The organism is Microbacterium sp. 70-16 (assembly GCF_001898315.1).
Lineage (GTDB): Bacteria > Actinomycetota > Actinomycetes > Actinomycetales > Microbacteriaceae > Microbacterium.
Genome location: NZ_MKTQ01000010.1, coordinates 1 through 24,650, shown reverse-complemented (window position 1 = coordinate 24,650; position 24,650 = coordinate 1). Strand labels below are relative to the sequence as shown.

Here is a 24,650-nt window from a genome sequence, read left to right as displayed (position 1 = left end):
GTCACATCCCTCTCTCGCCCGCATACCGCGGCGCCATCGATTCCATCTGGTCCATCACGAGCTTGATCGCCTCGGGCTGCTTGTCGGGCGGGTACTTGTACTTGACGAGCAGTCGCTTGATCGAGGATCGCAGCTTCGCGCGCACATCGTCGCGCACGGTCCAGTCGGTGCGCACGTCGCGGCGCATCACGGCGACGAGTTCGCGCGCGATCTGCGCCAGCACGTCCTCCCCCTGCACCTCGATCGCCGACTCGTTCGCGGCGACGGCGTCGTAGAACGCGAGCTCGTCGCTCGATAGCGGCGGCGAGAAGGTCGAACCGCGGGATGCCTCGTCAGCGACGTCCTTCGCCAGTTCGACGAGCTCGGCGATGACCTCGGCCGACGTCAGCTGCTGGTTCGTGTAGCGGTTCATGATCTCGGCGATCCGCTCCGAGAACGCCCGCTGACGGACGAGGTTGCCGCGCGTCGCGCTCGACCCGGCATCCGTCAGCGACTTGCGCAGCGCTTCGATCGCGAGGTGCGCATTCGGCGCCGCCTGCGCCTTCGCGAGGAACTCGGGCCCGAGATCGTCGAGTGCCAGCCGCGGCAACCCCGCCGCGTCGTAGATGTCGAGCACCTCGCCGGGGGCGATCGAATCGGCGACGAGCGTTCCGAGCAGACGCGAGATCTCCTCCGGAATGGGCTCGTCGCGCGCCTGCCGCTCGGCGGCGTCGAACTTCGCCATCCACACGCGGACCTCTTCGTAGAACGCGATCTCGTCGTGCAGCTCGGCCAGGCCCGCGCGCCCCGACGCGAGCGCCCAGGCTCGCGCGAGCTTGCCGGTCGCCGCCCGATACCGCGCCGCCAGCCGCTCGGCGCCGAGGTCGGGCGCGTTCAAGGGGCTCGTCACGTCGCGCAAGAAGTTGGTCGCGGTGGTCGCCGCCCTCCGCCACGCCCGAGAGCCGCCCTCCTCGGCGATCGCCCGCCAGTCGCACCCCGCGAGCATCTCGCGGATCTGGGCGACGAGTTCCGTCGCGATCGCCACGGCTTCGGCGACGTCGCGGCCGATCGGTTTGTTCTCGCGGTCTGACACCGTGTACTCCGACAGCGCCTCGGCGAGGTTGTCGGCGAGCGGTGCGTAGGCGACGAGCAACCCGTCCTGCTTGCCCTCGAACGTGCGGTTCACGCGAGCAAGGGTCTGCATGAGCAGCGCCCCCTTGAGCGGCCGGTCGAGGTAGAGGGTGTGCAGCGGCGGCGCGTCGAAGCCGGTGAGCATCATGTCTTTGACGATCACGAGTTCGAGCTCGTCGTCGGCGTTCTTCAGCCGCGCCTTGATCGCCTTGTTCTCCGAATCGCGGCGCACGTGGTCGCTCACCGGAGGCTGGTCTGACGCCGATCCCGAGTAGACGACCTTGATGCGCCCGGCATCCAGGGCATCCGAATGCCAGTCGGGTCGCAACGCGACGATCTCGGCGTACAGTCGCGCACAGATCTCACGGGTACCGCCGACGATCAGCGCCTTGCCGGGCGTGCTGAGGAATGGCGTCATCCGCTGCCGGCGCTCTTCCCAGTGCCGCACGAGGTCGGCCGCGAGCGTCTCGATGCGCTCCGGCGCACCGTAGACCGCGTTCACGACGGCGACGGATGCCTCGAGCCGCGCCCGCTCGGTGTCGTCGAGCCCGACCGTGTACTCGTCGGCGGCGCGATCGATGTCTTCTTCGCTCGCCTCGGCGGCGAACGCGACCTTGATGAGACGCGGCTCGAAGTAGACCGGCACGGTCGCCCCGTCGTCGACGGCGCGAGTGAGGTCGTAGATGTCGATGTAGTCGCCGAACACGGCGCGGGTGTCGCGCTCGGCGAACGAAATCGGGGTGCCCGTGAACGCGATGAGTGTCGCGTTCGGCAGCGCGTCGCGCAGGTGCCGGGCGTACCCATCGAGGTCGTCGTAGTGACTGCGGTGAGCCTCGTCGACGACGACGATCACGTTGCGGCGGTCGGTGAGCAGCGGATGCTGCGTGCCCGCCTGCTTCTCGGCATCCGTCAGCCCGAACTTCTGCAGCGTCGTGAAGTAGATGCCACCCGTGATGCGGTTGCGCAGTTCGTCGCGCAGCTGCGCACGCTCGCGCACCTGCACCGGCTTCTCAGCGAGCAGGAGGCTCTGGTCGAACGTCTGGAACAGCTGCCCGTCGAGCTCGGTGCGGTCAGTGACGACGACGACGGTGGGATTCTTGAGTTTGGGATGCCGCGACACGAGGTTCGTGTACAGCTCCATCTCCATCGACTTGCCCGACCCCTGCGTGTGCCACACGACGCCGGCCTTGCCGTTGGTTTCGACCGCCTGCACGGTGGATGCGACGGCCTTGGTCACTGCGAAGTACTGGTGCGGCTTTGCGATGCGCTTCGTGAGTCCGTCGGCGTTCTCGTCGAATGCCGTGAAGTTGCGCACAAGCTGCAGGAATCGCTCCTGGTTGAACAGGCCGTCGAGCGCATCATCGATCGGTTCGACCGAGGTCGCGCCCTCGAGCCGCGGCTGCTGCAGCGGCGCGCCGTCATCGTCGACGTTCCAGGGCGCGAAGTGGTTCAGCGGTGTGAAGGGCGTGCCGTACTTGGCCTCGAGCCCGTCGCTCGCAAGTGTGAGCACGCAGAAGCGGAACGCCATCGGGAACTCGCGCAGATACGTCTGCAGCTGCGCATGGGCGGGGGCGACGCCGGTGGATGCTGAGCCGGCACGCTTGAGCTCGATGATGACGACCGGCATCCCGTTGACGAAGAGCGCGATGTCGAGGCGGCGGTGCAGGTCGCCCTGACGCAGCGTGAGCTGGTTCACCGCGAGCCAGTCGTTCTCGCTGGGGTCTGTACTCAGAAGACGCAGCCGCGGGTTCTGCTCGACGCCGTCGGGGTCGATGTAGCTGAGCGGGTACCCGCCGACGAGGTACTGGTGGATGCGATGGTTCTCGGTGATCGCGTCCTGCGATTTCGGCGCCGCGATCTCGGCGACAGCCTGCTGCAGGTACTCACCGGGCACCGCGGGGTTGAGGCGCCGCAACGCCTCGAGCAGTCGCGGCCGGATGAGCAAGTCATCCCACGTGTCGCGCTCCCCTGTGCCGGGCGCGACCTCTTCGCCCTTGGCCGGCCGCCACCCGAGCGGCTCGGCGAGCGTCTCAAGGGCGTCGTTCTCCCATGCAGATTCGGGTAGCGCAGTCACTTCATTGCTCCTTCGGCGGGGCTGTGGTGTCGCGTCGCTTCGTCGCGCCTCGACATTGCTTGGGAGCTGGCTCGATAGTGTCGCGCCATGGCCACTCCTGACGACATCTCCTGGTGGCGGGGTCGGCTTTCGAATCGCATCCCACCGACGGCGACCACGAGCGTGCGTGCACCGCGTGAGCGTGCGCAATCCTCAGGTGCTGGCGCATTTCTCGCGCTCGCCGACGACGGGCGGCAGTACTGGGTCAAGGTTCCCGGTAATGAGCAAGGCAACCAGGTGCTCGTGAACGAGGTCATCGTGGGTGAGCTCGGGCGGCTGCTGGATGCTCCGGTGAGGGAGCGGGTGCTCATCACTATCCCGGCGGCCATCACAGGCTGGGCCGAGTTCCCGATCCCATCGAGTGCGCGGCCCCTGCTGGCGCACGGGTCACTCCACCTGCCGAATGCAATCGACGCCGATGAACTGCGCCACACGCGACGCGGCCAGAACACAGAACGACAGGCAGCGCTCGTCGGCCTCTGGGACCTCTGTGTCGGCGAAGACCCGCAGTGGCTGTACGAGACGAGCGCCGCGGATGCCGTCTGGTCATACGACCACGGGCTGTGGTTCACGACCGGTGAGGGCGACTGGGATGAGGCCGTGCTTGCCAAGCTGCTCGACGTGGTGGCGACGCTGCCGAACATCCCTCGGGCAGTCGACGGGCCTCGGTTGCGCGCGATGGCTGCGGACATCCGCGGCCTGACGCCGGAGGCGCTCCTATCCGTGATGTCGGCGGTGCCCGTAGAATGGGGGACCGACGACAGGGACCTCGAAGCGATGGCCTGGTTCCTCTTCCGCCGTCGCGGGCCGGTGGCCGACCGGCTCGAACGACGTGCTGATGACCGCTCGGATCGACAATCGACAGGACGAGCATCATGAACGGCGCATACCTCTACTGGCTGGTCCGGTACGTGCCTGATGTCGTGCGCGGAGAGCAGGTGAACGTCGCTGTCATCGTCGGGCAGGACGGGGGCGACTGGGCGATCCGTGTCGCGCCCGACTTGCGGCGCGCAAGCCGGCTGGGCGGCGATGCCGGCGCACTGCGCCCCTGGCTCGATCAACTCGCGCAGGCGATCCACGACTACGAGCACCCGGCCCTGCAACTCTTCGCTCCCACGGACGAGGTGAGGGTCAGCAGAGCCTGGCTCGAACTGCTCTCGCACCGCTTCAACAATGTTCTCCAGGTGAGCGCTGCGACGCCGGTGATCGCCCACTCGGCAACCGAAGGTGCTGACTTCCTCTTCCCTCTGCTGGTCGCCACGCCTGCGCCGATTGCGCGATCGCGCACGCGCGCACGACTGGTGCACGATCTCGGGCAGCTGTACGAACGCACCGCAAGTCTTGAGACCGGCGGCTCGCTGCTGCGCGCGCCGCGCGCCCACATCGGCCGCCAGCGTGGCCGCTTCGATTTCGCCGTCGTCGACGGCAGTGTCGACCAGTTGTCGCACGCGTTTGCGTTCGATGTACGCGACACCGACGCGCTCGAACGCGAGTTGCAGTCGTGGAACTTCATCGTCTCTCGCCTGCGCAACGACGGCGGGGTGATCACGCAGGGTGGCCGGTCGCTCGACGCGGCGGGAGATGTCGCCGTCGCTGTCGCCTTCCAGGAGCCGACACGACGCGAGCCACGCGTGGCAGACGTGTTCGAAGCGGCGCTCGAAGCCTGGTCGGGCCTTGGCGTGAGCGCGGTCCCGAGCACCGAGCTCGACGTCATCGCACGCGACGCCCTGCACCTCGTCGGCGCCTGAGGGCAGGCCAGCGGCCACGTTTATACTCCTTTAGATTTCTTCTGTCGTCTGCACACGGCTTGGCTCACTTCCCCAGCCGCTGCGTCGCCATCTTGCGGATGACGTCGAGGAAGCCGGGCACGTAGTCGCCCCAGGCCTCGTTCATCTGGTCGAGGTCGATCTTGCCTGTGTGCACCTGCTCGCACAGGCGCAGCCAGCCCTCGCCGGTGGCTCCGGTGAGCGCGGCGGCGACACCCGCGTTGATGACGCTGCCCGCGCCGGGGATGAGTTTGATCAGACTGCTCGCGAGTGCGCGACCCGCGAGCTGTGCGCCGAGGTTCGCGAGGGCGCTCGTCGACAGTGCGGTCTTCATCTCGATGTCGTAGATCACCGAGATGCGGGCCATCATTCCGAGCTGGATCGGCGCCAGAGTAACGGCATCTGCGACAGGGAGGGGAACCGCAGCCGCTCCCGCAGCGGCTGCGGCTGCGGCGCTGATGATGGGTCGGGCGAGCTCGCGCTTCCAGGGGAGGTTGAGTCGTTGTGCGATGCGAAAGGCATCCTTCTCGTCTTCGGGCGAGAGGGTCAGAGTCTCCGCGACGAGTTCACCGAGCCCGTGCCCCTTGCCCTTTCCGTGCTTGTCGCTGGTCGACGTGAGGATGACCCGCTCGTAGCCGATCGCGATCGGCTGGCCGTTCTCGTCGACGGGGTTATCGAGCCAGTCGACGAACTCTTCGACGCTCTTCGAGACGCCACGCTGACCGGTGATGGGGTTCTTCGACCAGTCGACCTTCGTGAGCACGAGGATGACGGGGAGCCCCGCGCGACTCAGCTCGCCGATCATCGCGACGTCAGCCGGCGTCAGGCGGTCATCGTTCGACTTGACGCAGTACCAGACGACCGAGATCTGCTGGTTCTTGGGGTGCCGGGCGATCTCTGCGAGGTGTCCGCGAAGCTGCTCGGCCGGCGGAACCGTCGAGCCGATCTCGAACCCCTCGATGTCCCAGATGCCGAGCGAGTCGTCGCTGTAGTACTGCACGCCGCGCGTGACGGGCAGCCCCTTACCGACCTTCGCCAGGTTGCGCCCGAAGACTGCGTTGATAAGCGACGACTTGCCGACTCCGGTGCCGCCGATCACGGCCAGGTTGAACCGGCCGTAGCGCGACTTGGCGTTCGCGGTTCCTTCGATGAACGGCGTCTCGTCGATCCGCGACGGTTCGATTTCTTCAGTCATGGTGTGCTCCTGTGCCTCACTCTGCGAACGTGAACTCGAGGTCGATGTCGGGATCGATGGCCGTCAGGATGTTCGTGTAGAAGATCCGTGCCTGCTCCTCGAGCACCGGTCGAGCCCCCTCGATGGTCTTCGCTACGGAATCCTCACTGAGGACTTCCTTCACGATCGCGAACTTGTCGATCTCGGGCGTGATCCAACTGAGAACGCCGTTGCTCTCGCTCGCGACAGAGATCTCGGGGTCGTCGGAGCCGAGGTAGATGAACTCGGGGATCGTGAGGTGATACGACCCGTCCACCTGCCGCTCGATCTTGACATCCTTGCCTTCGATGCCGATCTTGGCGTCGAAGTCGTAGCGGATGAGCATCTGCCGTTCGCTGCCGGGCACATCGAACTCCCACGTGCCCAGCCCCGGGATCAGGTCAAGACCCGGGATGGTGATCGACAGCCCGTCGGCGCTTTCCTGCTTCAGGTCGGCCACTCCCGCAGTGAGCAGCACGACCTGCTCTTCGCGCGTGATGGATCGGATGACCTGCACATCACGCTCCTCGGTCGCCCCGAGCGCCTTACCCACGGAGAGTCCGCCGAAAGCGGCTGCGCCCACGAGAAGCAGGACAAACAGAACGAGAAGGATCTTCGCCCACACCGGCGTTCTGCGGCGCGGAGCGGTGGTGCTGGTCATGCGAGTGCTTTCTATACGGGGGGGGGAATAGCGCTTGGGTGATGCGGTGTCAGAGGCCGACGGTGGATGCCATGGCTTCAGCATCGCGCACGTGCGAGCCGTACAGCGTCAGCGACGGCAGCGCTTTTGTCGGTCGCGAAACGATCTACCGGCTCCTCAGCCAGAGAAATCCGACGCCGAGGATGATGACGGTTAGGACAGCAGCTGCGGTCGTCGGAACCCACGATGCAAACCGCTGCAGAGCGTCGTTCGCGGCACCGAAGAGCAGCCCGAGGCCCACGAGGGAGGGTGCAAGCCACCGTAGCCACCCGGGCTCACGGGAGATGAAGATCAACGCGATCGCTCCTGCTACCCACCCGATCACCACCCACCACACGTTCTCGTGTGCTTGAACGTGACGCATCATCGTCCCGGGCAGCACGAGGAGCGTGTATGCCGCCGCCAGTGCCAACACCGCGAGCATGATGAGGCCAGTGACGATGACGGCTCCGGATTCGGAGCGGCCGATCCAGTCCCACAGTGGAACAAACGTCAGTGCGATCGCGATCGCGACGACCCCGAGGGCGCTGGCGCCGATCCACCACCAGAGGTCCCAGTCCTTGTCGTATTCGATCGCGACGTCGAGCGGGGTGAGCAATGCGAGTGTGTACATGGTTTCCTTTCCGCTGATAGGAGTCGGCTCGGGCGGCTTTCGTACATTCAGATGACGGCGGATGCCAGCGTTTCGGCATCGCGTACGCGGAGCTTGCCGGACATCAACTGCGGCAGCAACGCGTCGCGCGTCGCGGCGAGGGTGCGGTTCTCCCGCGCATGCGAGGCGACCAGTTCACGGAGTGGCGCCGCCTGCGCCTCAAACGCGCGGATGTGATCGGCTGGCAGATCCGGAACGGGAGCCTCGAGGAAACGATCCGCGCGTACGGCGGGATAGGCACTACCTTCGGCGACGTTCTCAAGGTAAGCAGTGAACTCCGGTCGCCGACTTGCCTCATACAGGTATGCGAATCCGACCTCGCGCGGCGAGAGAACGGCCAGCCCCGTAGACGCGACGAGCAAGGCATCATTCTCAAGATTCAGCGCGTGCGAGCGACGGTTCGGCCGAACGGTGGACCACATCGTGTCCCCCATGGCGAGCCCACGCCGAGCACGCCCGGGGGCGTCGCTCCACGCGGTGACGTCGGGATACTCGAAACTGCCCGTGGCGACTGACGCAATGTCGACATAGCGAAGAATGCCGTCGGCAACCGGCTTGACCGAGCGCGCATTCACGTCCGCTATCGAACGAAGCGTGGTTGCAGTAACGCCGGTCGCCATCTCGTCGAGCAGAGCCGCGAGGTAGCTGTCCACGGTGGTCGCGAAGGCGGTGTTGGCGGCGATCTTGTCGTCGAGGGCGCCCAGCACCTCGGCGATCGCCTGCTGCTCGGGGCGGGGTGGGACATTTAGGGGCAAACGGCCAAGAATCGTGGTGTTGAGATTGAGCATGTTGGTCCCGACTGCATTGCCGAGAAGCCAATCGCGAGCGTCCGCCGTACCGAGTAGATATGACAGAAACTGGGAGTCGACTGCGCTTCCCGGTCGAACGCGCAGGCACCCAGTCCCACACAGCCATTCGGCGCTGTCCTCGCGCACCAGCGCACGCCGCGTTACATCACCTCGGCGAGAGAACACGATGTCGCCAGTCGCCAGGCGATGACGCTCCAGCCGTGCGGCAACAGTTGGCGGGACGCGCGCGATCTGCACAGTGGTGATCGTGTTCTCGCCGATGTCTTGAGGCATCACAACGGGCACCCCGGCTGCCGAGTACTCCTCTGCGTGCAACTGGCTACCGAACGGGCCTGTCTGAATTGAGCCGCCACCGGCTGCGCAGAGGGCACCGAGCGTAGTTCTCATCCACTCAGACATCGACCCGCCCCAGCTGCTCACGAACGACTTCAGCCAACCGCGCGGACTCGGCGAACTGGGCCTCGAGCTCGGCGCGCAGGCGCGCGAGCTTCTCTTCGATGGGCTCGCCGTCGTCCTCGACCTCGGCGGCGCCGACGTAGCGACCCGGAGTCAGGGCGTAGTCGGCGGCCTTGATCTCGGCGAGCGTCGCGGAGTAGGCGAAGCCGGGGGTGTTCTCGTAGGGGGCGACCGGTCTCGATACACCGTCGCTGTGCGACGGCACTCGACCACCGACAGGGGAGGCATCCGCCTCACGCCCGAGCCAGGAGTGGTAGGTATCCGCGATCTTCGCGATGTCTTCGTCGGAGAGGGCTCGCTCGGCGCGGTCGACCATGTGGCCGAGGTTTCGGGCGTCGATGAACAGCACCTCGCCGGCACGCGCGCCCTTGTCTTTGGCGAAGAACCACACGCACACCGGGATCCCGGTCGAGCGGAACAGCTGCGTCGGCAGCGCCACCATGCATGACACGAGGTCGGCCTCGACGATCTCGGCGCGGATCTGACCCTCGCCACCCGAGTTCGACGACATCGAGCCGTTCGCCATGACGACACCGGCCTGCCCACCGGGCGCGAGCTTTGAGAGGATGTGCTGGATCCACGCGTAGTTCGCGTTGCCCGCCGGCGGCACGCCGAAACGCCAACGCGGGTCGGACTCGTTGCGTGCCCAGTCCTTGATGTTGAACGGCGGGTTCGCCATCACGAAGTCGGCCTGCAGGTCAGGGTGCAGGTCGCGCGCGAACGTGTCGCCCCACCGCGGGCCGAGGTTGCCGGTGAGCCCGTGGATGGCGAGGTTCATCTTCGCCATGCGCCACGTGCGCTCGTTGAGCTCCTGCCCGTACACCGAGATGTCGCTGCCCTCACCGTGGTGCGCGTCGATAAACTTCTCGGCCTGCACGAACATGCCGCCCGATCCGCACGCCGGATCGTACACGCGCCCGTGGGTGGGCTGCAGCATCTCGACCAGCACCCGCACGACACCGGCGGGCGTATAGAACTCGCCACCCCGCTTGCCCTCGGCGGCCGCGAACTTCTCGAGGAAGTACTCGTACACCTCGCCCAGCAGGTCACGCGCGCGGCGCCCGTCTGACCCACCCTGGCCCTGCGTCGTGAACCGCGCCGAGTTGAACAGGTCGATCAGTTCACCGAGTCGCCGCTGGTCGACGTTGTCGCGGTTGAAGATGCGCGGCAGCGTGCCCGACAGCTGCGGGTTCGCCTGCATGACGGCATCCATCGCTTCGTCGATCAGCGCGCCGATCGACTTCTCCGGGCTGTCGGCCGAGGCGCCGATCCCCTTCGCGTTCTGCGCCAGGAACTCCCAACGCGCGTGCGTCGGCACCCAGAACACGCCGCGCCCGGTGTACTCGTCGGTGTCATCGATGAGCTCGGCGATCTGGTCGTCGTCGTAGCCATCCGCGGAGAGTTCGGTGCGGATGCCCGTGCGGCGCTCGTCAAAGGCATCCGACACGTACTTCAGGAACACCAGCCCGAGGATGACGTCTTTGTACTGCGACGCATCCATCGACCCGCGCAGCTTGTCGGCGGCCTTCCAGAGCGTGTCCTTCAGCTCTTTCATCGTCGACGGCGCCTGCGCGGTCGCTTTCGGAGTGCGGGCCATGTGCTTCCTTACTTCGGGGTGGATGCCGGGGCATCCGGTTCGGTGAGCGTGACGGCGCCGGCAGCCACAGCCGACGTCAGGGTATCGATGTAGTGGTCGAGCCGAGCGATGCGACCGGTGAGGCCTGCGCGCGCGGCGGCGAGCTCGGCGAGCGCACGGCGCAGCGGTGCGATGGCGGCCGGAGCGACGCGGCGCAGCATCCAGCGCTTCCACGCGCCGGGGCCGCCGGCCTGGGTCGCGATGTCAGCAGCCACCAGTTCGGGCACGAGCCCACCCGGGTCGGCGGTGGTGATCCGCAGCACGCGCGCCGGGTAGGCGACGACCTTCGAGCCATCGTGGTCGACCCACGCCGCAGCGGTGGGCCCCGTGCGGAAGATGACGTCGCCGGGGCGCGTCAGCTGCGCGGACGGATGCCGCTGCGCGAACGCCATCGGGTCGACCCGCCGACGCGCGATCTGCTCGGGGGCATCGAGATCGCCGGCCGTGACGACGACAAGGCCTGCTCCGTCTGCGGCGTCGAGCGTGAGGCGCGTACCGGCGACGACGCGGGCATAGCCATCGGCGATCAGGTCGGCGAGCGCAGCGGCGGGGACCATCTCACCCCCGCCGGGAACCGGCGCGATCGACGCGGGGACGTCGTGCTGCGCGTCGCGTGCCGCGGCATCGAGGTGCGCTGCGAGTGTGGCGGCCCGGGCCGGTGAGATCGCAGCCGCGGCGCGCGGCGCGACGAGCTCACCCGAGCGGGCCAGGATCGACGCGGTGCGCACAAGCCGCGCGAAGCGGAAGGTGCGCGCGCGGACGTCGGCGGCGCTGCCCATCCCGGCGACGACGTCGCTCACGAGATCAGCGCGCGTCGCGGCGGTGAGCTCGCCGTCGATGACGTCGGCGATCGCCGTGAAGCGCTCACCGAGCGCGACCTCGCCCGTCGGCGGGCCGAGCACCCAGAGCGCGAGAGGTTCGCCGACCGCCGCGGTGACGAGTCGGCGCGGCAGTCGCACGACCGCTCGAAGACGTCCCGACCGCAGGATGTCGTCGCGCACCGTCCGCGCACGCGCGGGCAGCACGTCGATGAGGGCTCGCGCCGCGCCGATGATGACGGCGACGTCGTCATCGCGAAGCGAGAGTACGACGTCCTCGGCATCCGCCAGCATCTGCTCGACGTCGTCACGAGGGGCGGCCGGCACGCGCGCGACCCGCAGGGCGGCGCCGGCGTCGGCGTGCTCGTCGAGCCACACACCGGCAACGTGCAGGTGGCGCCGGATGCTGCGCTCACGGCGCGCGGGCGTCACCGTCACCGCGGAACCGTCACCGAGTGCGGCGGCGATGCGCAGCGCGATGCGCTCGTCGATGCCGCGGTCGACGACCACTTCGCTCGCACTGAGACGCGCCGCCAGCGCCTGCGCGACATCGAGCACGAGGTCGAACGCGCCGTCGGCGAGCGCGCCCGCGGAGCCGTCGCCGGCGGTGGTGGCGGCGTGACGGGCGCGCGAACGCTCGAGCGCTCCGGTCGGCGAGTAGGCGGCATCGATCAGTTGATCGGTGAAGCCCGTCCAGTCGACCCCGCGCACCGAGTACGCCCTGATCTCGCGGGCGAGGAAGGCATCCGGCCCATCGACATCGCCGGCAGCGCGCACCAGGTCATCGGCGCTGAGCCCGGTGATGCCGTCGAGGTGCGCTGACAGGCAGACCAGCGCATCGAGTTCGGCGACCATCTCGGCATCCGACCAATCGAGGTCGTCGGGCGCTGCGAGCGCGGCGGCGTCAGCCACGGCGTCGAGATTGTTGCCGTGGCCGGTGCGGGCGAGCCACTCGGCGACCTCGCCGGCATCGAACAGCGGCGACCCCGACACGCTCGCGATCGGTGCGGGGAAGGCGTCACCACCCGACGCGAAGCGCGTGCGCCACATCGACGCGACCGGTCGGCGCACACCCGCGAGCTCGGCGACGCCCGACAACGAGAGCCGCAGCGGCGCGCGGCGCTCGGCGTGCTCGGCAGCCGTCGTGGTGGTCATGAGCGAAACCGTATCGGGTGGGTGCGACACAGCGCCACCGACTTAGGCGATAAGGGGTGTTATCAGCGCCTTTCGCACTCAGCGATGCGGCGGGCTCATAGCTTCGGTCGTGGCGGACGGAATCGTCCCGCCGGAGCGGACGGGTCTTGCTGGGGATGTGCCCGTCCGCTCTCCCCCAGCATCCCGAGGAGACAGACGATGCGACGCTCACTCACACTCACTTTGGCCCTTGCCGTTCCGCTGCTGCTGGCCGGCTGCTCATCCGCCGCGGTGCCGGATGCCGACCACCTGCCCGACACGGCGCCGGTCGCGACCGCAACGCCGACGCCCACACCCACCCCGACCGCTGACGACGACGCGGCGGCGACGTACGGCGAACGGATCGTCAACGATCGTGGCTACATCGTGAAGGAGATTGGGCAGCTCGCCGGCATGTCCTCCGGCGAGGGCGACGACGCCACCGTCGCCCAGTTCGCGGTCACCGACATCGTCGTCGACGTCGCGTGCACCGCCGAATACGCGGAGCCCGCGAAGAACGGGCATCTCGTCGGCATCCATCTCAATGTCGAAACCACGCCCGAGCTCGCGCAAACCACGGTGCCGAGCGTCTCGTTCAGTGAGTGGGGGTGGCAAGCGTTCGACGCCGACGGCAAGCGCGTGAACGACCCGATCGGCACCGGTTCGTGGTGCATGGACAGCGGCGATCAACTGCCTGGCGACATCGGACCCGCCCAGAGCGTGTCGGGGTGGATCGTCCTCGACCTGCCCTCCGACCACGGGTCTGTCGCGCTGACGATGGGCTACACCACCGGCTGGGAGTGGACGTACTGAGCCAGCTCGCCTCCCCCTCTCGCCCCCATCTAGACCCTTCGTCCAGCACCCTCACTAAGACCTTTCAGTCAGACCCCACCAAGGAGAATCACCATGTCCCACCCCACCGCGCCGGTTCCGCCGGCCATGCCGTACCTGCCGGCACCCGTGCCGGCCGCGCCGTATTCGCAGACGCCCGCCAAGTCGTTCCTCGCGACGTGGCTGTTCGCCTGGCTACTCGGCGTCTTCGGCGTCGACCGCTTCTACCTCGGCAAGGTCGGCACCGGCATCCTCAAGCTCGTCACTTTCGGCGGACTCGGAGTCTGGGCGCTCGTCGACCTCATCCTCGTGCTCGCCGGCGCGACGCGCGACAAGCTCGGTCGGCCGCTCGACGGCTATTCGAAGCACCGCGTCATCGCATGGATCGTGACCGGCGCGGTCATCATCCTCAGCATCACGGTGGGCGCCGCAAGCGGGAGCAACGGCGCGAAGGATGCCGTCGACGTGCCCGCCGTGCAGCAGACTGACACGGCGATCGACGAGGCGGAGCCCGTCGAGACGCCCGCCGAGGAGGTTGCCGAGGAGCCTGCGGAGGAGCCGGCCGCGACGGCCGCGACCTGGGCCAACGCACGGTGGGGCGAGTTCGCCGCCGTCGAGCAGTCCGGCACTGGTGACAGCCTCATCACGCTGCCTGAGGGCGCCACCGGCGGAATCGTGACCGCCACCCACAGTGGGCAGCGCAACTTCGCGATCTCCGTCCTTGACGCATCCAACGCGTCGACGGGCGAGCTGCTCGTCAACACCATCGGCGCCTACTCGGGTACCACCGCGTGGGGAATCAACGCCCTCGGCGAGGGCGCACGTCTGCAGGTCACCGCCGACGGCGACTGGACCATCACCATCAGCCCGATGGGCGCCGCTCCCATGCTCGCCTCGGCAGGCACAGGCGACGCCGTGTTCCTCTACGACGGCGGCGCCGCAGCACTCGCCGCGACCCACGACGGCCAGAGCAACTTCGCGATCATCGAAGAGACCTCCGAGGTGTTCCACATGGGGCTGCTCGTCAACGAGATCGGCGCCTACTCGGGCACGGTTCCGCTCGCGGCCGGCCCGTCGGTCATCGAAGTGACCGCCGACGGCAACTGGACCCTCGCCGTCCAGTAGGGCGCGGACCGCGGGGCGGGGCGGGGATGCCGGGCATCCTTGCCCCGCCTGTTCGTGTGCCTCCGGCCCTAGGATCAGTCACACCGACCCGAGGAGGACCCCATGACCACCCCGATGGTGCTGTTCGTGTGCGTGCACAACGCGGGCCGCTCGCAGATGGCCGCGGCGTTCCTGCAGCAGCTCGCCGGCGACCGCGTCGACGTGCGCTCGGCGGGATCGGAACCCGCCGCCACGATCAACCCGGCAGCGGTTGCGGTCATGGCTGAGGCGGGCATCGACATCACGGCGGGCGCACCGAAACTGCTGACGACGGATGCCGTGCGTGCGGCCGACGTCGTCATCACGATGGGCTGCGGCGACGCGTGCCCCATCTTCCCCGGCAAGCGCTACGAAGACTGGGAACTCGACGACCCCGCGACCCTCGGCCTCGACGGCGTGCGCCGCGTGCGCGACGAGATCCGCGGGCGCGTGGAGGGCTTGATCGCCTCGCTCGAAGGGTGACCCGCGCTGCGGTTCGCGAGGAGATTTCGGTTCGCGAGGATGCCTGGGCGGCATCCGTCCCCCTGAAGTGACATCTCCTCCCGCAGCGCGCGCGCACCCGGAGCGCGCCTCGCGCGCGTGCGTGCGAGGGCCCTACCCGACGGGCTCCACCACCTCGCGAGCGTGCCGCCCCGCGGCGCGGACGGCGCCGATGGATGCCACGATCACGAGGGCGATCCCGACGAGCTCAAGCCAAGCGAGCTGCTGACCCAGCAGGACGAACCCGGCGAGCGCCGCCGTCGCCGGGGCGAGGCTCATCAGGATCGCGAACGCCGACGCGGCGAGCCGCCGCAGCGCGATCAGCTCGAACGCGTACGGCAGGGTCGAGCTCAGCACGGCGACGGCCGCGCCCAGGCCCAAGATCTCGGGGCGCAACAGCGCAGCACCGGCATCCGCCACCCCGAACGGCAGTGAGGCCACAGCTCCCACGGCCATCGCGAGCGCCAGCCCGTCGAGCTTCGGGAACGCCGCACCGACCCGCGCCGACGACAGGATGTACAGCGCCCATGTCGCCGCCGCGCCCAGCGCGAACGCGACGCCGAGCGGGTCGAGCCGGTCCCACCCGCCGCCGCCGAGCGCCACGACGCCGAGCAGCGCGAGGCCCGCCCACAGCCACGCCGACGCGCGGCGGCTCGCGATGATCGACAGCGTGAGCGGCCCGAGCACCTCGATCGTGACGGTGACGCCCAGCGGCAACCGCTCGAGCGCGAGGTAGAACAGCCCGTTCATGCCGGCCAGCACCAGCCCGAACACGACGACGGCGCCCCAAGCGCGCCCGCTGTGGCCGCGCAGGCGCGGGCGCGCGATCGCGAGCAGGATGATCGCCGAGAACGCGAGCCGCAGCATGACCATGCCGAGCGGACCCACCTGATCGAACAGCAGAACAGCGATCGATGCGCCGACCTCTTGGCAGGCGAGCCCCGCGACGACGAGCGCGACCGCCGAACCGGCGAAGCCCGCGCGCGGCGTGGGGTGCGTCACGGCAGGGGGCAGACGGCCGCGGCATCCACTTGCGCGCCCATGTCCTCCGCCGTCCACGGCAGACCCGCGTCGGGGGCGGTCTGACCCGACGCCGCCGGCGTCTTCGAGGCGATCGACGCGAGCTGCCACGCGAGGCTGCGCACGAGCGTCGCGGATGCCCGGGAGTTGTTCAGCGCCACCACGATGGTCATGCCCGTGTTCTGATCGGCGAAGGCCGCCGTGAGGTATCCGGGGATCGAACCGTACTGACCGATGAGGGTGCCTGCCTGGTAGGTGCCGCCCTTCGCGGTGAACCACGACGGGGCATCGCCCGACGCCGGCATCGGGTCGGCGAAACGCGACACGACGTCGTAGGGCCGCGCGCCGGTGGCGAGCGCCTGCGTATAACGGCCGAGGTCGGTGAGGTCGGAGATGACGCCGGATGCCGTGAACCCGACGCTCGGCGACAGGTCGGTCACATCGGTCGGCGCGTCGCACGCGACGCTGCCGTCCTCGGCGTTGGCCGAGTACAGCCCGTTCAGCTGCGCCGTGCTCGTGTCGGGCAGGGCGCTGGCGGTCATCCCCAGCGGGCCGAACACGTACTTCTCATACAGTTCGGATGCCGACAGCTTCGACGCGCGCTCGAGCGCGATGCCGAGCAGGGCATAGTTGGTGTCGGCGTCGGCGAACGTCGTACCGGGAGTGACGTCCTTGGCTGTCTCGATGCCGTAGCCCACGAGCTCGCGCGGGTTCCACACGCGCTCGGGCACCGCCGCGAAGCGCGAACTCAGCGCCGTCGAGTACGACCCGAGGCCCGTCGTCGAGTCGCACAGCTGGCTCAGCGTGAGGTCGGCCAGGTCGGTGAGCCCGGGGACGTACTCGGTGACGCTGTCGTCGAGTGCGACGACGCCGTCGGCGGCGAGTCCGTACAGTACGTCGCATGTCATCGCGCGCGTGACGTAGCCCGCCTTGAACGTGGCATCCGCCGACGTGTTCGAGCCATCGGGCTGCACCGAACCGAGACCCGTGACCCAGGTTCCCGCCCACGGCACCCACACGCCCACGACGGCGCCGGATGAGCCCGACGCCGCGATGGCGCGCTCGACGGCCGCCTGCAACTGGGCCTGCGTGTCGCTCGGGAGCGCCGCATCGACCTGTGCCGGAACATCGAGCGTGACCGCCTCTTCGGGCGAGCACGCGGCCAGCCCGACGGCGAGGGCGGCGGCGCAGGTAAGCGCCACAAAGCGTCGCGTTCGGCGCAGTCGCGGCATTCCTCACCCCCCGGTGTCCTATAAATCGTAGATCACAGCCTCGCACGAGCCCGACCACGCGTCGGACTGCGGCAGATGAGAGCTTCGCCATGAACGGGGCATCCGGATGCCTCGTCGAGCGGATGCCTCGTTTTCACATGCCCTCTCGCGCATGCCCGGTGGCGCATCTGCCTAAAGTGGGCTCATGCCGCACATCTTCGACGACGCCGCGCTGACCGGCGTGCTCGGTCACATGAACAACGACCACGCCGACGACAACCTGCTCATCGCACGGGCGTTCTCGCCGCTGCCCGACGTCATCTCGTCGACGATGACGACCTTCGACGGCGCCGCGGGCCAGTGGCACGTCGTGACCGCAGACGGCACGGAAGACGTCATCGCGGTGCCGTGGCCCGGCGGCGAGATCACCGAGCGCCGCGAGGTGCGCCGCGAGATCGTCGCCCTCTACGACGCCGCGTGCGCACGCCTGGGTGTTCCCGCCCGCCCGCACGACTGACGGCGGCTGCGCTCCAGCGCGTTGCTGGTCGTTTCACAACCAACCTTCAGTTTAGGTGAGCCTTAGTTTCAGCTACACTGAGGCTCATGACCGACGTCACGCCGTTCTCCACCGCCCTTCGCGAGCGCTCGCGCTCTGCCCACTCCGGCAGCGAGCACGCCGGCTTCATGGCCGACCTCATGCGCGGCAACGGGACCCGCGACGACTACGTCGCCCTCGTCGCGCAGCACTGGTTCATCTACGCCGCGCTCGAGGCCGCGGCCGACCGTCTGCAAGGTGACCCGATCGCGGCGCCGTTCATCACCTCGAAGCTCACGCGCCTGCCCGCGATCGAGGCCGACCTGGCCTACCTGATCGGCGACGACTGGCGTGACCGCATCGAGGCCGTCCCGACGACGCAGCGCTACGTCGAGCGCATCAACGAGATCGCCGAGTCGGGCTGGGCCGGCGGCTTCGTCGCGCACCACTACACGCGCTACCTCGGAGACCTCTCCGGCGGCCAGTTCATCGGCAAGATCATGTCGCGCCAGTTCGAGCTCGGGTCGAACGGCATCGGCTTCTACGTCTTCGACGAGATCGCCGACCCGACGGCGTTCAAGGAGGTCTACCGCGAGCAGCTCGACGCCGCGCCGTGGGATGACCTGGAGGCCGAGCGCGTCATCGACGAAGTCCTGCTGGCGTACCAGTTCAACACCGACCTGTTCGTCGACCTCGCCGACGCGAAGGCCGCCGCGGCCTGACCCGCCTCAGGGGTGCTGCAGGTACCCGCCGCGGCGCCGGGCTACCACCGCGGGTGCCGGGCTGGCCGAGCGCCGGGCCCCGACGCAATAACTCAGGAACCGCGTCGCCGAAACAGCCCGGGTCGGGCGTTTTCCGCCGAAATCAGCCGAGATCTCCTGAGTTCTTGCGGCACGGGCCGGGGAGGCACCTGCGGCACGGGCCGGGGAGGCACCCGCCGGCGCGCCGCCGCGGGCCGCAAACTCGCCGACGCGCCGACGCGCGCGACCGGCTAGAACCCCGAGGCGCGGACGGCGGCCATGAAGCGGCGCACGTCGGGGTCGACCAGGATGTCGCTCGGGCGCAGCGGGCGGGTGAGGTACAGCCCGTCCAGCGAGGTCAGTCGCGACAGCGCGACATAGGTCTGGCCGGGCGCGAAGGCGCCCGAGCCCAGGTCGATGATCGCGCGGTCGTACGTTTTGCCTTGCGACTTGTGGATCGTCACCGCCCACGCGAGCCGCAGCGGAAACTGCGTGAACTCCGCGACGATGTCGCGCGACAGCTTGCGCGTGCCGGGGTCGTACGCGTAGCGGAACCTCTCCCACACGGTGGGCTCGACGTCGTGCTCCTCACCGTCGATCTCGACGCGCACCGTGCCGCCCGCGATGCGGGTCACGGTGCCGATAGACCCGTTGACCCACCGCGGCCCGTCGCCGCCGTAGCCGGCCACGTCGTTGCGCAGGAACATCACCTGCGCGCCGACCTTCAGCTGCAGCTCGGCGTCAGCCGGGTACCCCGCCTCGCCTCGGCCGAAGTCGCCGCTGATGTCGGCGCGCGCCGTCTGCACGGCACCGGGCAACGCGTCGAGGTGGCGCTGGTTGATGCGGTTCACGATGTCATTGCGGGTCGCCAGAGTGATGATCGGAGGTTCGCCGTCGACGGGCTCGGGCACCGGTCGCGCACCGGCCGCGTTCAGCGCGCCCGCGATCTCGGCCGTGACGACGCCGTAGCGCACGGCGTTGAGCATGTGCTTGAAGTCGGAATCGGACTGGCGGTGGATCTCGCGCAGCTCACGGATGTTCAGCGGCGCCCCCACCCGCCCGAGGTCGAGCAGGCCATCCGACCGGATCGCACCACCGCCCAGAGCAGACGAGTCGGCCCGCGGCCCCGCCCACACCTGCGCATCGAAGAACCAGAACGAGCGGTAGTGGTCGTTGATGTAGCGCAGTTCGTCGCCCCGCGGCGGCACGGGCGAGAGCTGGTACGGGTCGCCGAACATGACGATCTGCACCCCGCCGAACGGCTCGGACCGTCGCCGCCGCGCCTGACGGAGCGAACGGTCGATGGCATCCATCAGGTCGGCGTTGACCATCGAGATCTCGTCGATGACGAGCGTGTCGATCGCGTTCATGATCTTGCGCGCGGGCTCAGACTGCTCGAGTTCGCTGTCGGCGATGAGCCCGATCGGCAGCCGGAACAGCGAGTGGATCGTCTGCCCCTCGACATTGAGCGCCGCCACGCCGGTCGGCGCACAGACGGCGATCTGCTTCTCGGTGTTCCAGGCCAGGTGCTGCAGCAGCGTCGACTTGCCCGTGCCGGCGCGCCCCGTCACGAAGACGTGCTCGCGGGTGTCTTCGATGAGACGAAACAGCTCCTCCTGCTCGGGTGATAGAGGAGGGGTGCTCACCAGGTCCATGCTAGCTATCAGGGTCGCTTTCCTAGACTGAGTCTGTGGAGACTGCGACGGATGCCGCGCGGGGGGATGCCACGCTGCCGCCCCCGCCCACCCAGGAGCCGGGGACGACCCCCGCCCCCGGGCGCCGTCGCGCGCGCACGCTCGGGTTCGATCTGACGGCTCTCGCTGTCGTCGGCATCCTGCTCGCGGGCGCTCTCGGCGTCACCGGCGTGTACCTCTACCGCGAGCTGTACAGCCCGTCGGCGTTCGTCACGCGCTACCTCGATCTGCTCAGCCACGGCCAGGCCGCCGAGGCGCTCACGGTGCCGGGCGTCGCGGTCGACTCGACCCAGCTCGAGAAGGCGGGTCTGCCGGTGGATGCCAGTGAGGCGCTGCTACGCTCGGCCGCCCTCGCGTCACTCACCGATGCGACCGTGCTGAGCGCCGAAGAGGATGCCGACGGCGTCACAACCGTCACGGTCGGGTACAAGGCGGGCCCGCACAAGGGCACGACGAAGCTACGCGTCGAGCAGGCCGGGTGGGTCGGCGTCGCGCCGACGTGGCGGTTCGAGCAGAGCCCGCTCGCCGCGATCGAGCTCACGGTCCGCGGCGCGCGGCAGTTCACCGTCAATGGCTTCGAGATCGACACGCGCCAGGTGGCAGCCGCCGGGGTGGATGCCGATCCGCTGGATCCCGTCTCGCTGCTCGTATTCTCACCGGGGCTGTATTCGATCTCGGTCGACACGGCGGTCTCGGCCACTCCCGGGGTCGCGGTGCTGTCCGACGAGCCGCAGGCGAACATTCCGGTCGACGTGCAGGCGATGCCCACGGACGAGTTCACGGCCGCGATCCAGAGCGAGGTCGAGTCGTTCCTGACGACCTGTGCGACCCAACAGGTGCTGCAGCCCACCGGGTGTCCGTTCGGTCTGGTCGTGCAGAACCGCATCGTCGAGCCGCCGCAGTGGTCGATCGAGCAGCAGCCGACCGTGTCGCTCAGCCCCGACGGCGCGAACTGGACGATCACCCGCACGCAGGCTGCCGCGCACATCATCGTCGACATCAAGTCGATCTATGACGGCAGCGTCCGCCACCTCGACGAGGCCGTGCCCTTCAACCTGGGGGGAACGGTGACGATGCTCGCCGACGGCACGGCATCCATTCAGATCACCGACGGCAACTGACCGCGGCAGGCGGATGCCCCGGGCTCACTCCCCGCGGCGGGCGTCGCGGTCGGCGAGCGCCTGCAGGCGCGCGTTGTAGGCCTCGAGCTCGGCATCCCCGGTGCGGTCTGCCTGACGATCGCCGCGGCGCTGCGCGCGCTCGTCAGAGCGACTCCACTGGATCGCGACGGTGATCGCCAGGATCAGCGTCGGGATCTCACCGATCGACCACGCGACGCCGCCGCCCGTGTACTGATCGACCAGCGGCAGGTCGCCCCACGTGCGCCCCATCGCGCCGAACCAGTCGGCGACGAACAGGCCGGATGCCATCATGATCGCGATGCCGAAGAATGCGTGCATCGCCATGACGGCGATGAGGGTGACAAGCCGGAACGGGTAGGGGAACCGGTACGGCACGGGGTCGATGCCCACGAGCGACAGCACGAACAGGTACCCCGAGATCAGGAAGTGCACGATCATCCACTCGTGCCCGAGATGGTCGTACAGACTCCACCGGAACAGGTCTGAGTAATAGAACGCCCACAGCGACCCGATGAACATCGCCGCCGCGAACAGCGGATGCGTCACGACGCGCGAGAACGGCGTGTGCACGGCCCACAGGATCCACTCGCGGCCGCCGCGGCTGCCGTCGGTGCGCTTCACGATGGCGCGGGATGCCAGTGTCACCGGCGCCCCGAACACGAGCAGCATCGGGATCGCCATCGACAGCAGCATGTGCCCGACCATGTGCATGCTGAACAGGTAGTCCTGGTAGGCGCCGACCGAGCCGGACGTCACCCAGAACAGGCTCGCAAGGCCACACAGCCACAGGATCGTGCGGTAGAGCGGCCAGCGGTCGCCGCGGCGGCGCAGCCGCCAGACGCCGGCGAGGTAGAAGAACGCGCCGAAGCCGACGGCGAAGGCCCACAGCAGATCGATGTCCCAGCTGGTGATCCAGCGGATCGGCGTCAGCTCGGGCGGCAGCGGCGCACCCGTGAGCACCTCGGCGGGGCTCGGAACGGCGGGCAGCTTCGTGTCGACCGGCGGCGGCGTGCGCGACAGCGCGACCGCGGCGCCGCTCGCGATCCCCATGAACGCCAGCTCGAGGGTGATCAGGCCCCAGAACCGGCGGGTGGCTGAGCCCGTGGCATCCGTGCCGATGCGGCCGATGAGCCCGCGGCGGTACCAGGCTCCGAGCGCGCCGATCGCCAAGAGCGCTGCGACCTTGACGGCAAGGATCGCGCCGTACGGCGAGAGCAGGTTCTGCCACGCGACGACGCCGACGACGGCGCGCGCGACGCCCGACAGGGCGACGACGACGAAGGCCGCGAGCGCGATGCTCGAGTACCGGCCGAGCACGACCGCGAGTTGGGTGCGGTCCAGTTGCGGTCGCAGCGCGACGAGCAGCAGCACGCCGCCGAGCCATACGGCGGCGCCGATGATGTGCAGTGCGAGCGCAACCACGGCGGTGTTGTGGTTCGCCTCGTCGCCGGAGTGACCCTGCGTCGCCATCGGGATCAGCGACGCCACGGCGAGCACCGCGACCAGCAGGGTCGGCGTCCAGCCGCGCACCGCGAACGTGAGCACCGTCAGGGCGGCCCCGGCGATCGTCGTGATCGCCCACGCACGACCGGTGTCGGTGTCGACGAGGAACCGGCCGAGCTGTTGCCCGAACTCGGCATCCGCACTGGGCGTCGCGTTGAAGATGTTGAGGAACGTGAAGAAGGCCGTGAGGGCCGACGCCACGGTGAACAGGGCGGCCGAGATGGATGCCACGTCCAGCGCCGTGTCGAAGGGTTTCGTCTCGGCTTCGAGCGCGAACAGCGCGAGCACGAGCGAGCCGATGAGGCCAGCCGCCGAGAGGTTGACCGCGAGCGTCACGAGCGGCAGGCCCCAGCGGACGACGGGGCCGGGATCGGCGATCAGCAGCGGGGCGGCGCCGCCGCCGTACGCGAGGCCGACCACGAGCGCGAGGACGGCCGCCGAGGCGAGCATCGCCGGACCCGCCAGGCGCGTCGCACGGGTCGGATTCACCCATCCAGCCTACGTCGCGGCGGGGCGCACTCTTTCGAGGAACGCAAATGGTCCTCCCCGGCCGCAGGTTGCGGCCATGTGCGCTCCTCGAACCACAATTGGGGCACCCCGCAACAACAAGAGGAGGGGATGCCGATCGGCATCCCCTCCTCTGCTGCAGCGAGAGTTACTTCGCGACGGCCTTCAGCTTCGAGCCGGCCGTGACCTTGACGCGCTTGCCGGCCGGGATGGCGATCTCGGCGCCGGTCTGCGGGTTGCGGCCCGTGCGGGCGGCGGTGGCGACCGTCTCGAACGACAGGAAGCCGGGGATCGTGACCTTCTCGCCCTTGGCGACGTTCTCGGAGACGGCGGCGAACAGACCGTCGACGACACGGCCGACGGTGGCCTGGCTCTCGCCGGTGGCGCTGGCGATGCTGGCGACGAGTTCGGTCTTGGTGATAGCCATGGGGTTCCTCCAGACGGCAGCGAGTGCCGCCTTCAGTTACATCGGACCGGGCGAGTGCCCGGTTTGGTCGGATGGACCGGTCCCGAATATACCCAGGAACCGCGGAATCTCGCGGATTTCCGGCGTTCCGGCGTCATCTTTCCCGGCGTGTCGCCCCGGATCGGTGACGGATGTGACTCGTGTGACCTTTGCCGCGCGTTCCCGCCTGCCCGCCGAGTGCGCAGCTTCGTGTCGAGAGCGCCGTGTGCGGCCTGACCCTTTCCGGCGCAGTCGGCACGAGCCGGCGCAGTCGGCGCTAGCCGGTAGAGCCGGCGGTCTCGTCGATGTCGACCGAGCGCACGCACCGCATCGTGAGCCAGGACGGCTGGGCGGAAGTCGTCGGCTACGCCCTCGAGTGGCGACGTCGCACGCGGCGTGAGCCCGCGCCCGCGCGCGAGCCCGCGGCCGCGCAACGCAAAGACGCCCGCCCCAGAAGGGAACGGGCGTCTTGTGAAGCGGGTGGCTTACCAGCTCGACTTGGTCACACCGGGCAGCTCGCCCTTGTGCGCCATGTCGCGGAAGCGCACACGCGAGATGCCGAACTTCGACAGGTAGCCGCGGGGGCGACCGTCGATGGCGTCGCGGCCACGCAGGCGCACGGGCGACGCGTTGCGGGGAAGCTTCTGCAGGCCGACGCGGGCGGCCTCGCGGGCCTCGTCGGTCGCGTTCGGGTCGACGAGGGTCTTCTTCAGCTCGGCACGCTTCTCGGCGTAGCGGGCGACGACCTCTTCGCGCTGGTTGTTGCGCGCGATCTTGCTCTTCTTAGCCATGAGATCAGCGCTCCTCTCGGAATTCGACGTGCTTGCGGATCACCGGGTCGTACTTCTTCAGCACGATGCGGTCGGGGTTGTTGCGGCGGTTCTTGCGCGTCACGTAGGTGTACCCCGTGCCGGCGGTCGAGCGCAGCTTGA

The 24,650-nt window shown here is 68.8% G+C and carries 22 protein-coding genes; 8 read left to right on the top strand and 14 right to left on the bottom strand.

The window, feature by feature from the left end; all coding sequences use genetic code 11:
* Position 1: 1 nt before the first annotated feature.
* The gene (locus tag BGO46_RS03015; protein WP_292673511.1) at positions 2 to 3,184 is read right to left on the bottom strand and encodes a type I restriction endonuclease subunit R; all 3,183 of its coding nucleotides are present in this window, start codon (positions 3,182 to 3,184) and stop codon (positions 2 to 4) included.
* 87 nt (positions 3,185 to 3,271) lie between these two features.
* On the opposite strand from BGO46_RS03015, the gene BGO46_RS03010 reads away from it, so the two are divergent.
* Complete coding sequence (locus BGO46_RS03010) at positions 3,272 to 4,102, top strand: hypothetical protein (RefSeq protein WP_292673514.1); 831 nt, start codon at positions 3,272 to 3,274, stop codon at positions 4,100 to 4,102.
* Positions 4,099 to 4,971: a DUF3037 domain-containing protein gene (locus tag BGO46_RS03005; protein WP_292673516.1), complete on the top strand. Its 873-nt coding sequence runs from the start codon at positions 4,099 to 4,101 to the stop codon at positions 4,969 to 4,971. The genes BGO46_RS03010 and BGO46_RS03005 overlap by 4 nt, the downstream gene beginning before the upstream one ends.
* 64 nt (positions 4,972 to 5,035) lie before the next feature.
* On the opposite strand, the gene BGO46_RS03000 is transcribed toward BGO46_RS03005, so the two are convergent.
* The 6 genes from BGO46_RS03000 to BGO46_RS02975 form a co-directional block, all read right to left on the bottom strand.
* Positions 5,036 to 6,184 carry a GTPase gene (locus BGO46_RS03000; protein WP_292673519.1) on the bottom strand — a complete coding sequence of 383 codons (1,149 nt, stop codon included), beginning with the start codon at positions 6,182 to 6,184 and terminating at the stop codon, positions 5,036 to 5,038.
* A 16-nt stretch (positions 6,185 to 6,200) separates the two neighbouring features.
* Positions 6,201 to 6,863: a hypothetical protein gene (locus BGO46_RS02995; protein WP_292673521.1), complete on the bottom strand. Its 663-nt coding sequence runs from the start codon at positions 6,861 to 6,863 to the stop codon at positions 6,201 to 6,203.
* 145 nt (positions 6,864 to 7,008) lie between these two features.
* Entirely contained in the window at positions 7,009 to 7,515 is a 507-nt protein-coding gene (locus tag BGO46_RS02990; RefSeq protein ID WP_292673522.1) for a hypothetical protein, read from the bottom strand.
* Between the two features lie 47 nt (positions 7,516 to 7,562).
* A complete protein-coding gene (locus BGO46_RS02985) occupies positions 7,563 to 8,636 on the bottom strand; it encodes a restriction endonuclease subunit S (RefSeq protein WP_292673525.1) in 1,074 nt (357 codons plus the stop codon).
* Positions 8,637 to 8,754: 118 nt separating this feature from the next.
* On the bottom strand, positions 8,755 to 10,416 hold the full coding sequence (locus tag BGO46_RS02980) for a class I SAM-dependent DNA methyltransferase (protein ID WP_292673527.1): 1,662 nt from the start codon (positions 10,414 to 10,416) through the stop codon (positions 8,755 to 8,757).
* 8 nt (positions 10,417 to 10,424) lie between these two features.
* A complete protein-coding gene (locus tag BGO46_RS02975) occupies positions 10,425 to 12,428 on the bottom strand; it encodes a hypothetical protein (RefSeq protein WP_292673529.1) in 2,004 nt (667 codons plus the stop codon).
* Between the two features lie 198 nt (positions 12,429 to 12,626).
* On the opposite strand from BGO46_RS02975, the gene BGO46_RS02970 reads away from it, so the two are divergent.
* The 3 genes from BGO46_RS02970 (at position 12,627) to BGO46_RS02960 (ending at position 14,903) form a co-directional block, all read left to right on the top strand.
* The gene (locus BGO46_RS02970; protein WP_292673531.1) at positions 12,627 to 13,259 is read left to right on the top strand and encodes a hypothetical protein; all 633 of its coding nucleotides are present in this window, start codon (positions 12,627 to 12,629) and stop codon (positions 13,257 to 13,259) included.
* 93 nt (positions 13,260 to 13,352) lie between these two features.
* Complete coding sequence (locus BGO46_RS02965; RefSeq protein ID WP_292673533.1) at positions 13,353 to 14,402, top strand: TM2 domain-containing protein; 1,050 nt, start codon at positions 13,353 to 13,355, stop codon at positions 14,400 to 14,402.
* A gap of 102 nt (positions 14,403 to 14,504) precedes the next feature.
* The gene (locus BGO46_RS02960; protein WP_292673535.1) at positions 14,505 to 14,903 is read left to right on the top strand and encodes an arsenate reductase ArsC; all 399 of its coding nucleotides are present in this window, start codon (positions 14,505 to 14,507) and stop codon (positions 14,901 to 14,903) included.
* 132 nt (positions 14,904 to 15,035) lie between these two features.
* On the opposite strand, the gene BGO46_RS02955 is transcribed toward BGO46_RS02960, so the two are convergent.
* Together BGO46_RS02955 and BGO46_RS02950 are read right to left on the bottom strand one after the other, a co-directional pair.
* Positions 15,036 to 15,923 carry an EamA family transporter gene (locus tag BGO46_RS02955; protein WP_292673537.1) on the bottom strand — a complete coding sequence of 296 codons (888 nt, stop codon included), beginning with the start codon at positions 15,921 to 15,923 and terminating at the stop codon, positions 15,036 to 15,038.
* Complete coding sequence (locus BGO46_RS02950) at positions 15,920 to 17,143, bottom strand: serine hydrolase domain-containing protein (RefSeq protein WP_292673539.1); 1,224 nt, start codon at positions 17,141 to 17,143, stop codon at positions 15,920 to 15,922. The genes BGO46_RS02955 and BGO46_RS02950 overlap by 4 nt, the downstream gene beginning before the upstream one ends.
* Before the next feature lie 214 nt (positions 17,144 to 17,357).
* On the opposite strand from BGO46_RS02950, the gene BGO46_RS02945 reads away from it, so the two are divergent.
* Together BGO46_RS02945 and BGO46_RS02940 are read left to right on the top strand one after the other, a co-directional pair.
* On the top strand, positions 17,358 to 17,669 hold the full coding sequence (locus tag BGO46_RS02945) for a DUF2470 domain-containing protein (RefSeq protein ID WP_292673541.1): 312 nt from the start codon (positions 17,358 to 17,360) through the stop codon (positions 17,667 to 17,669).
* Between the two features lie 86 nt (positions 17,670 to 17,755).
* The gene (locus BGO46_RS02940; RefSeq protein ID WP_292673542.1) at positions 17,756 to 18,409 is read left to right on the top strand and encodes a biliverdin-producing heme oxygenase; all 654 of its coding nucleotides are present in this window, start codon (positions 17,756 to 17,758) and stop codon (positions 18,407 to 18,409) included.
* Positions 18,410 to 18,678: 269 nt separating this feature from the next.
* On the opposite strand, the gene BGO46_RS02935 is transcribed toward BGO46_RS02940, so the two are convergent.
* Positions 18,679 to 20,082 (bottom strand): AAA family ATPase, encoded by a 1,404-nt coding sequence (locus BGO46_RS02935; RefSeq protein WP_292673544.1) that lies wholly within the window; start codon positions 20,080 to 20,082, stop codon positions 18,679 to 18,681.
* A 35-nt stretch (positions 20,083 to 20,117) separates the two neighbouring features.
* Between BGO46_RS02935 and BGO46_RS02930 the strand changes: the two genes are divergently transcribed.
* Complete coding sequence (locus tag BGO46_RS02930; RefSeq protein WP_366246780.1) at positions 20,118 to 21,242, top strand: hypothetical protein; 1,125 nt, start codon at positions 20,118 to 20,120, stop codon at positions 21,240 to 21,242.
* A 24-nt stretch (positions 21,243 to 21,266) separates the two neighbouring features.
* On the opposite strand, the gene BGO46_RS02925 is transcribed toward BGO46_RS02930, so the two are convergent.
* From BGO46_RS02925 to rpmG, 4 genes are all read right to left on the bottom strand, one after another.
* Complete coding sequence (locus BGO46_RS02925; protein WP_292673546.1) at positions 21,267 to 23,255, bottom strand: cytochrome c oxidase assembly protein; 1,989 nt, start codon at positions 23,253 to 23,255, stop codon at positions 21,267 to 21,269.
* A 166-nt stretch (positions 23,256 to 23,421) separates the two neighbouring features.
* Complete coding sequence (locus BGO46_RS02920; RefSeq protein ID WP_292856178.1) at positions 23,422 to 23,700, bottom strand: HU family DNA-binding protein; 279 nt, start codon at positions 23,698 to 23,700, stop codon at positions 23,422 to 23,424.
* 503 nt (positions 23,701 to 24,203) lie between these two features.
* Positions 24,204 to 24,509, bottom strand: a complete 306-nt coding sequence (gene rpsN, locus BGO46_RS02915) for a 30S ribosomal protein S14 (RefSeq protein ID WP_005051773.1) — start codon at positions 24,507 to 24,509, stop codon at positions 24,204 to 24,206.
* A 4-nt stretch (positions 24,510 to 24,513) separates the two neighbouring features.
* The coding region (gene rpmG / locus BGO46_RS02910; protein WP_299985354.1) for a 50S ribosomal protein L33 at positions 24,514 to 24,650 on the bottom strand (137 nt) is incomplete at its 5' end.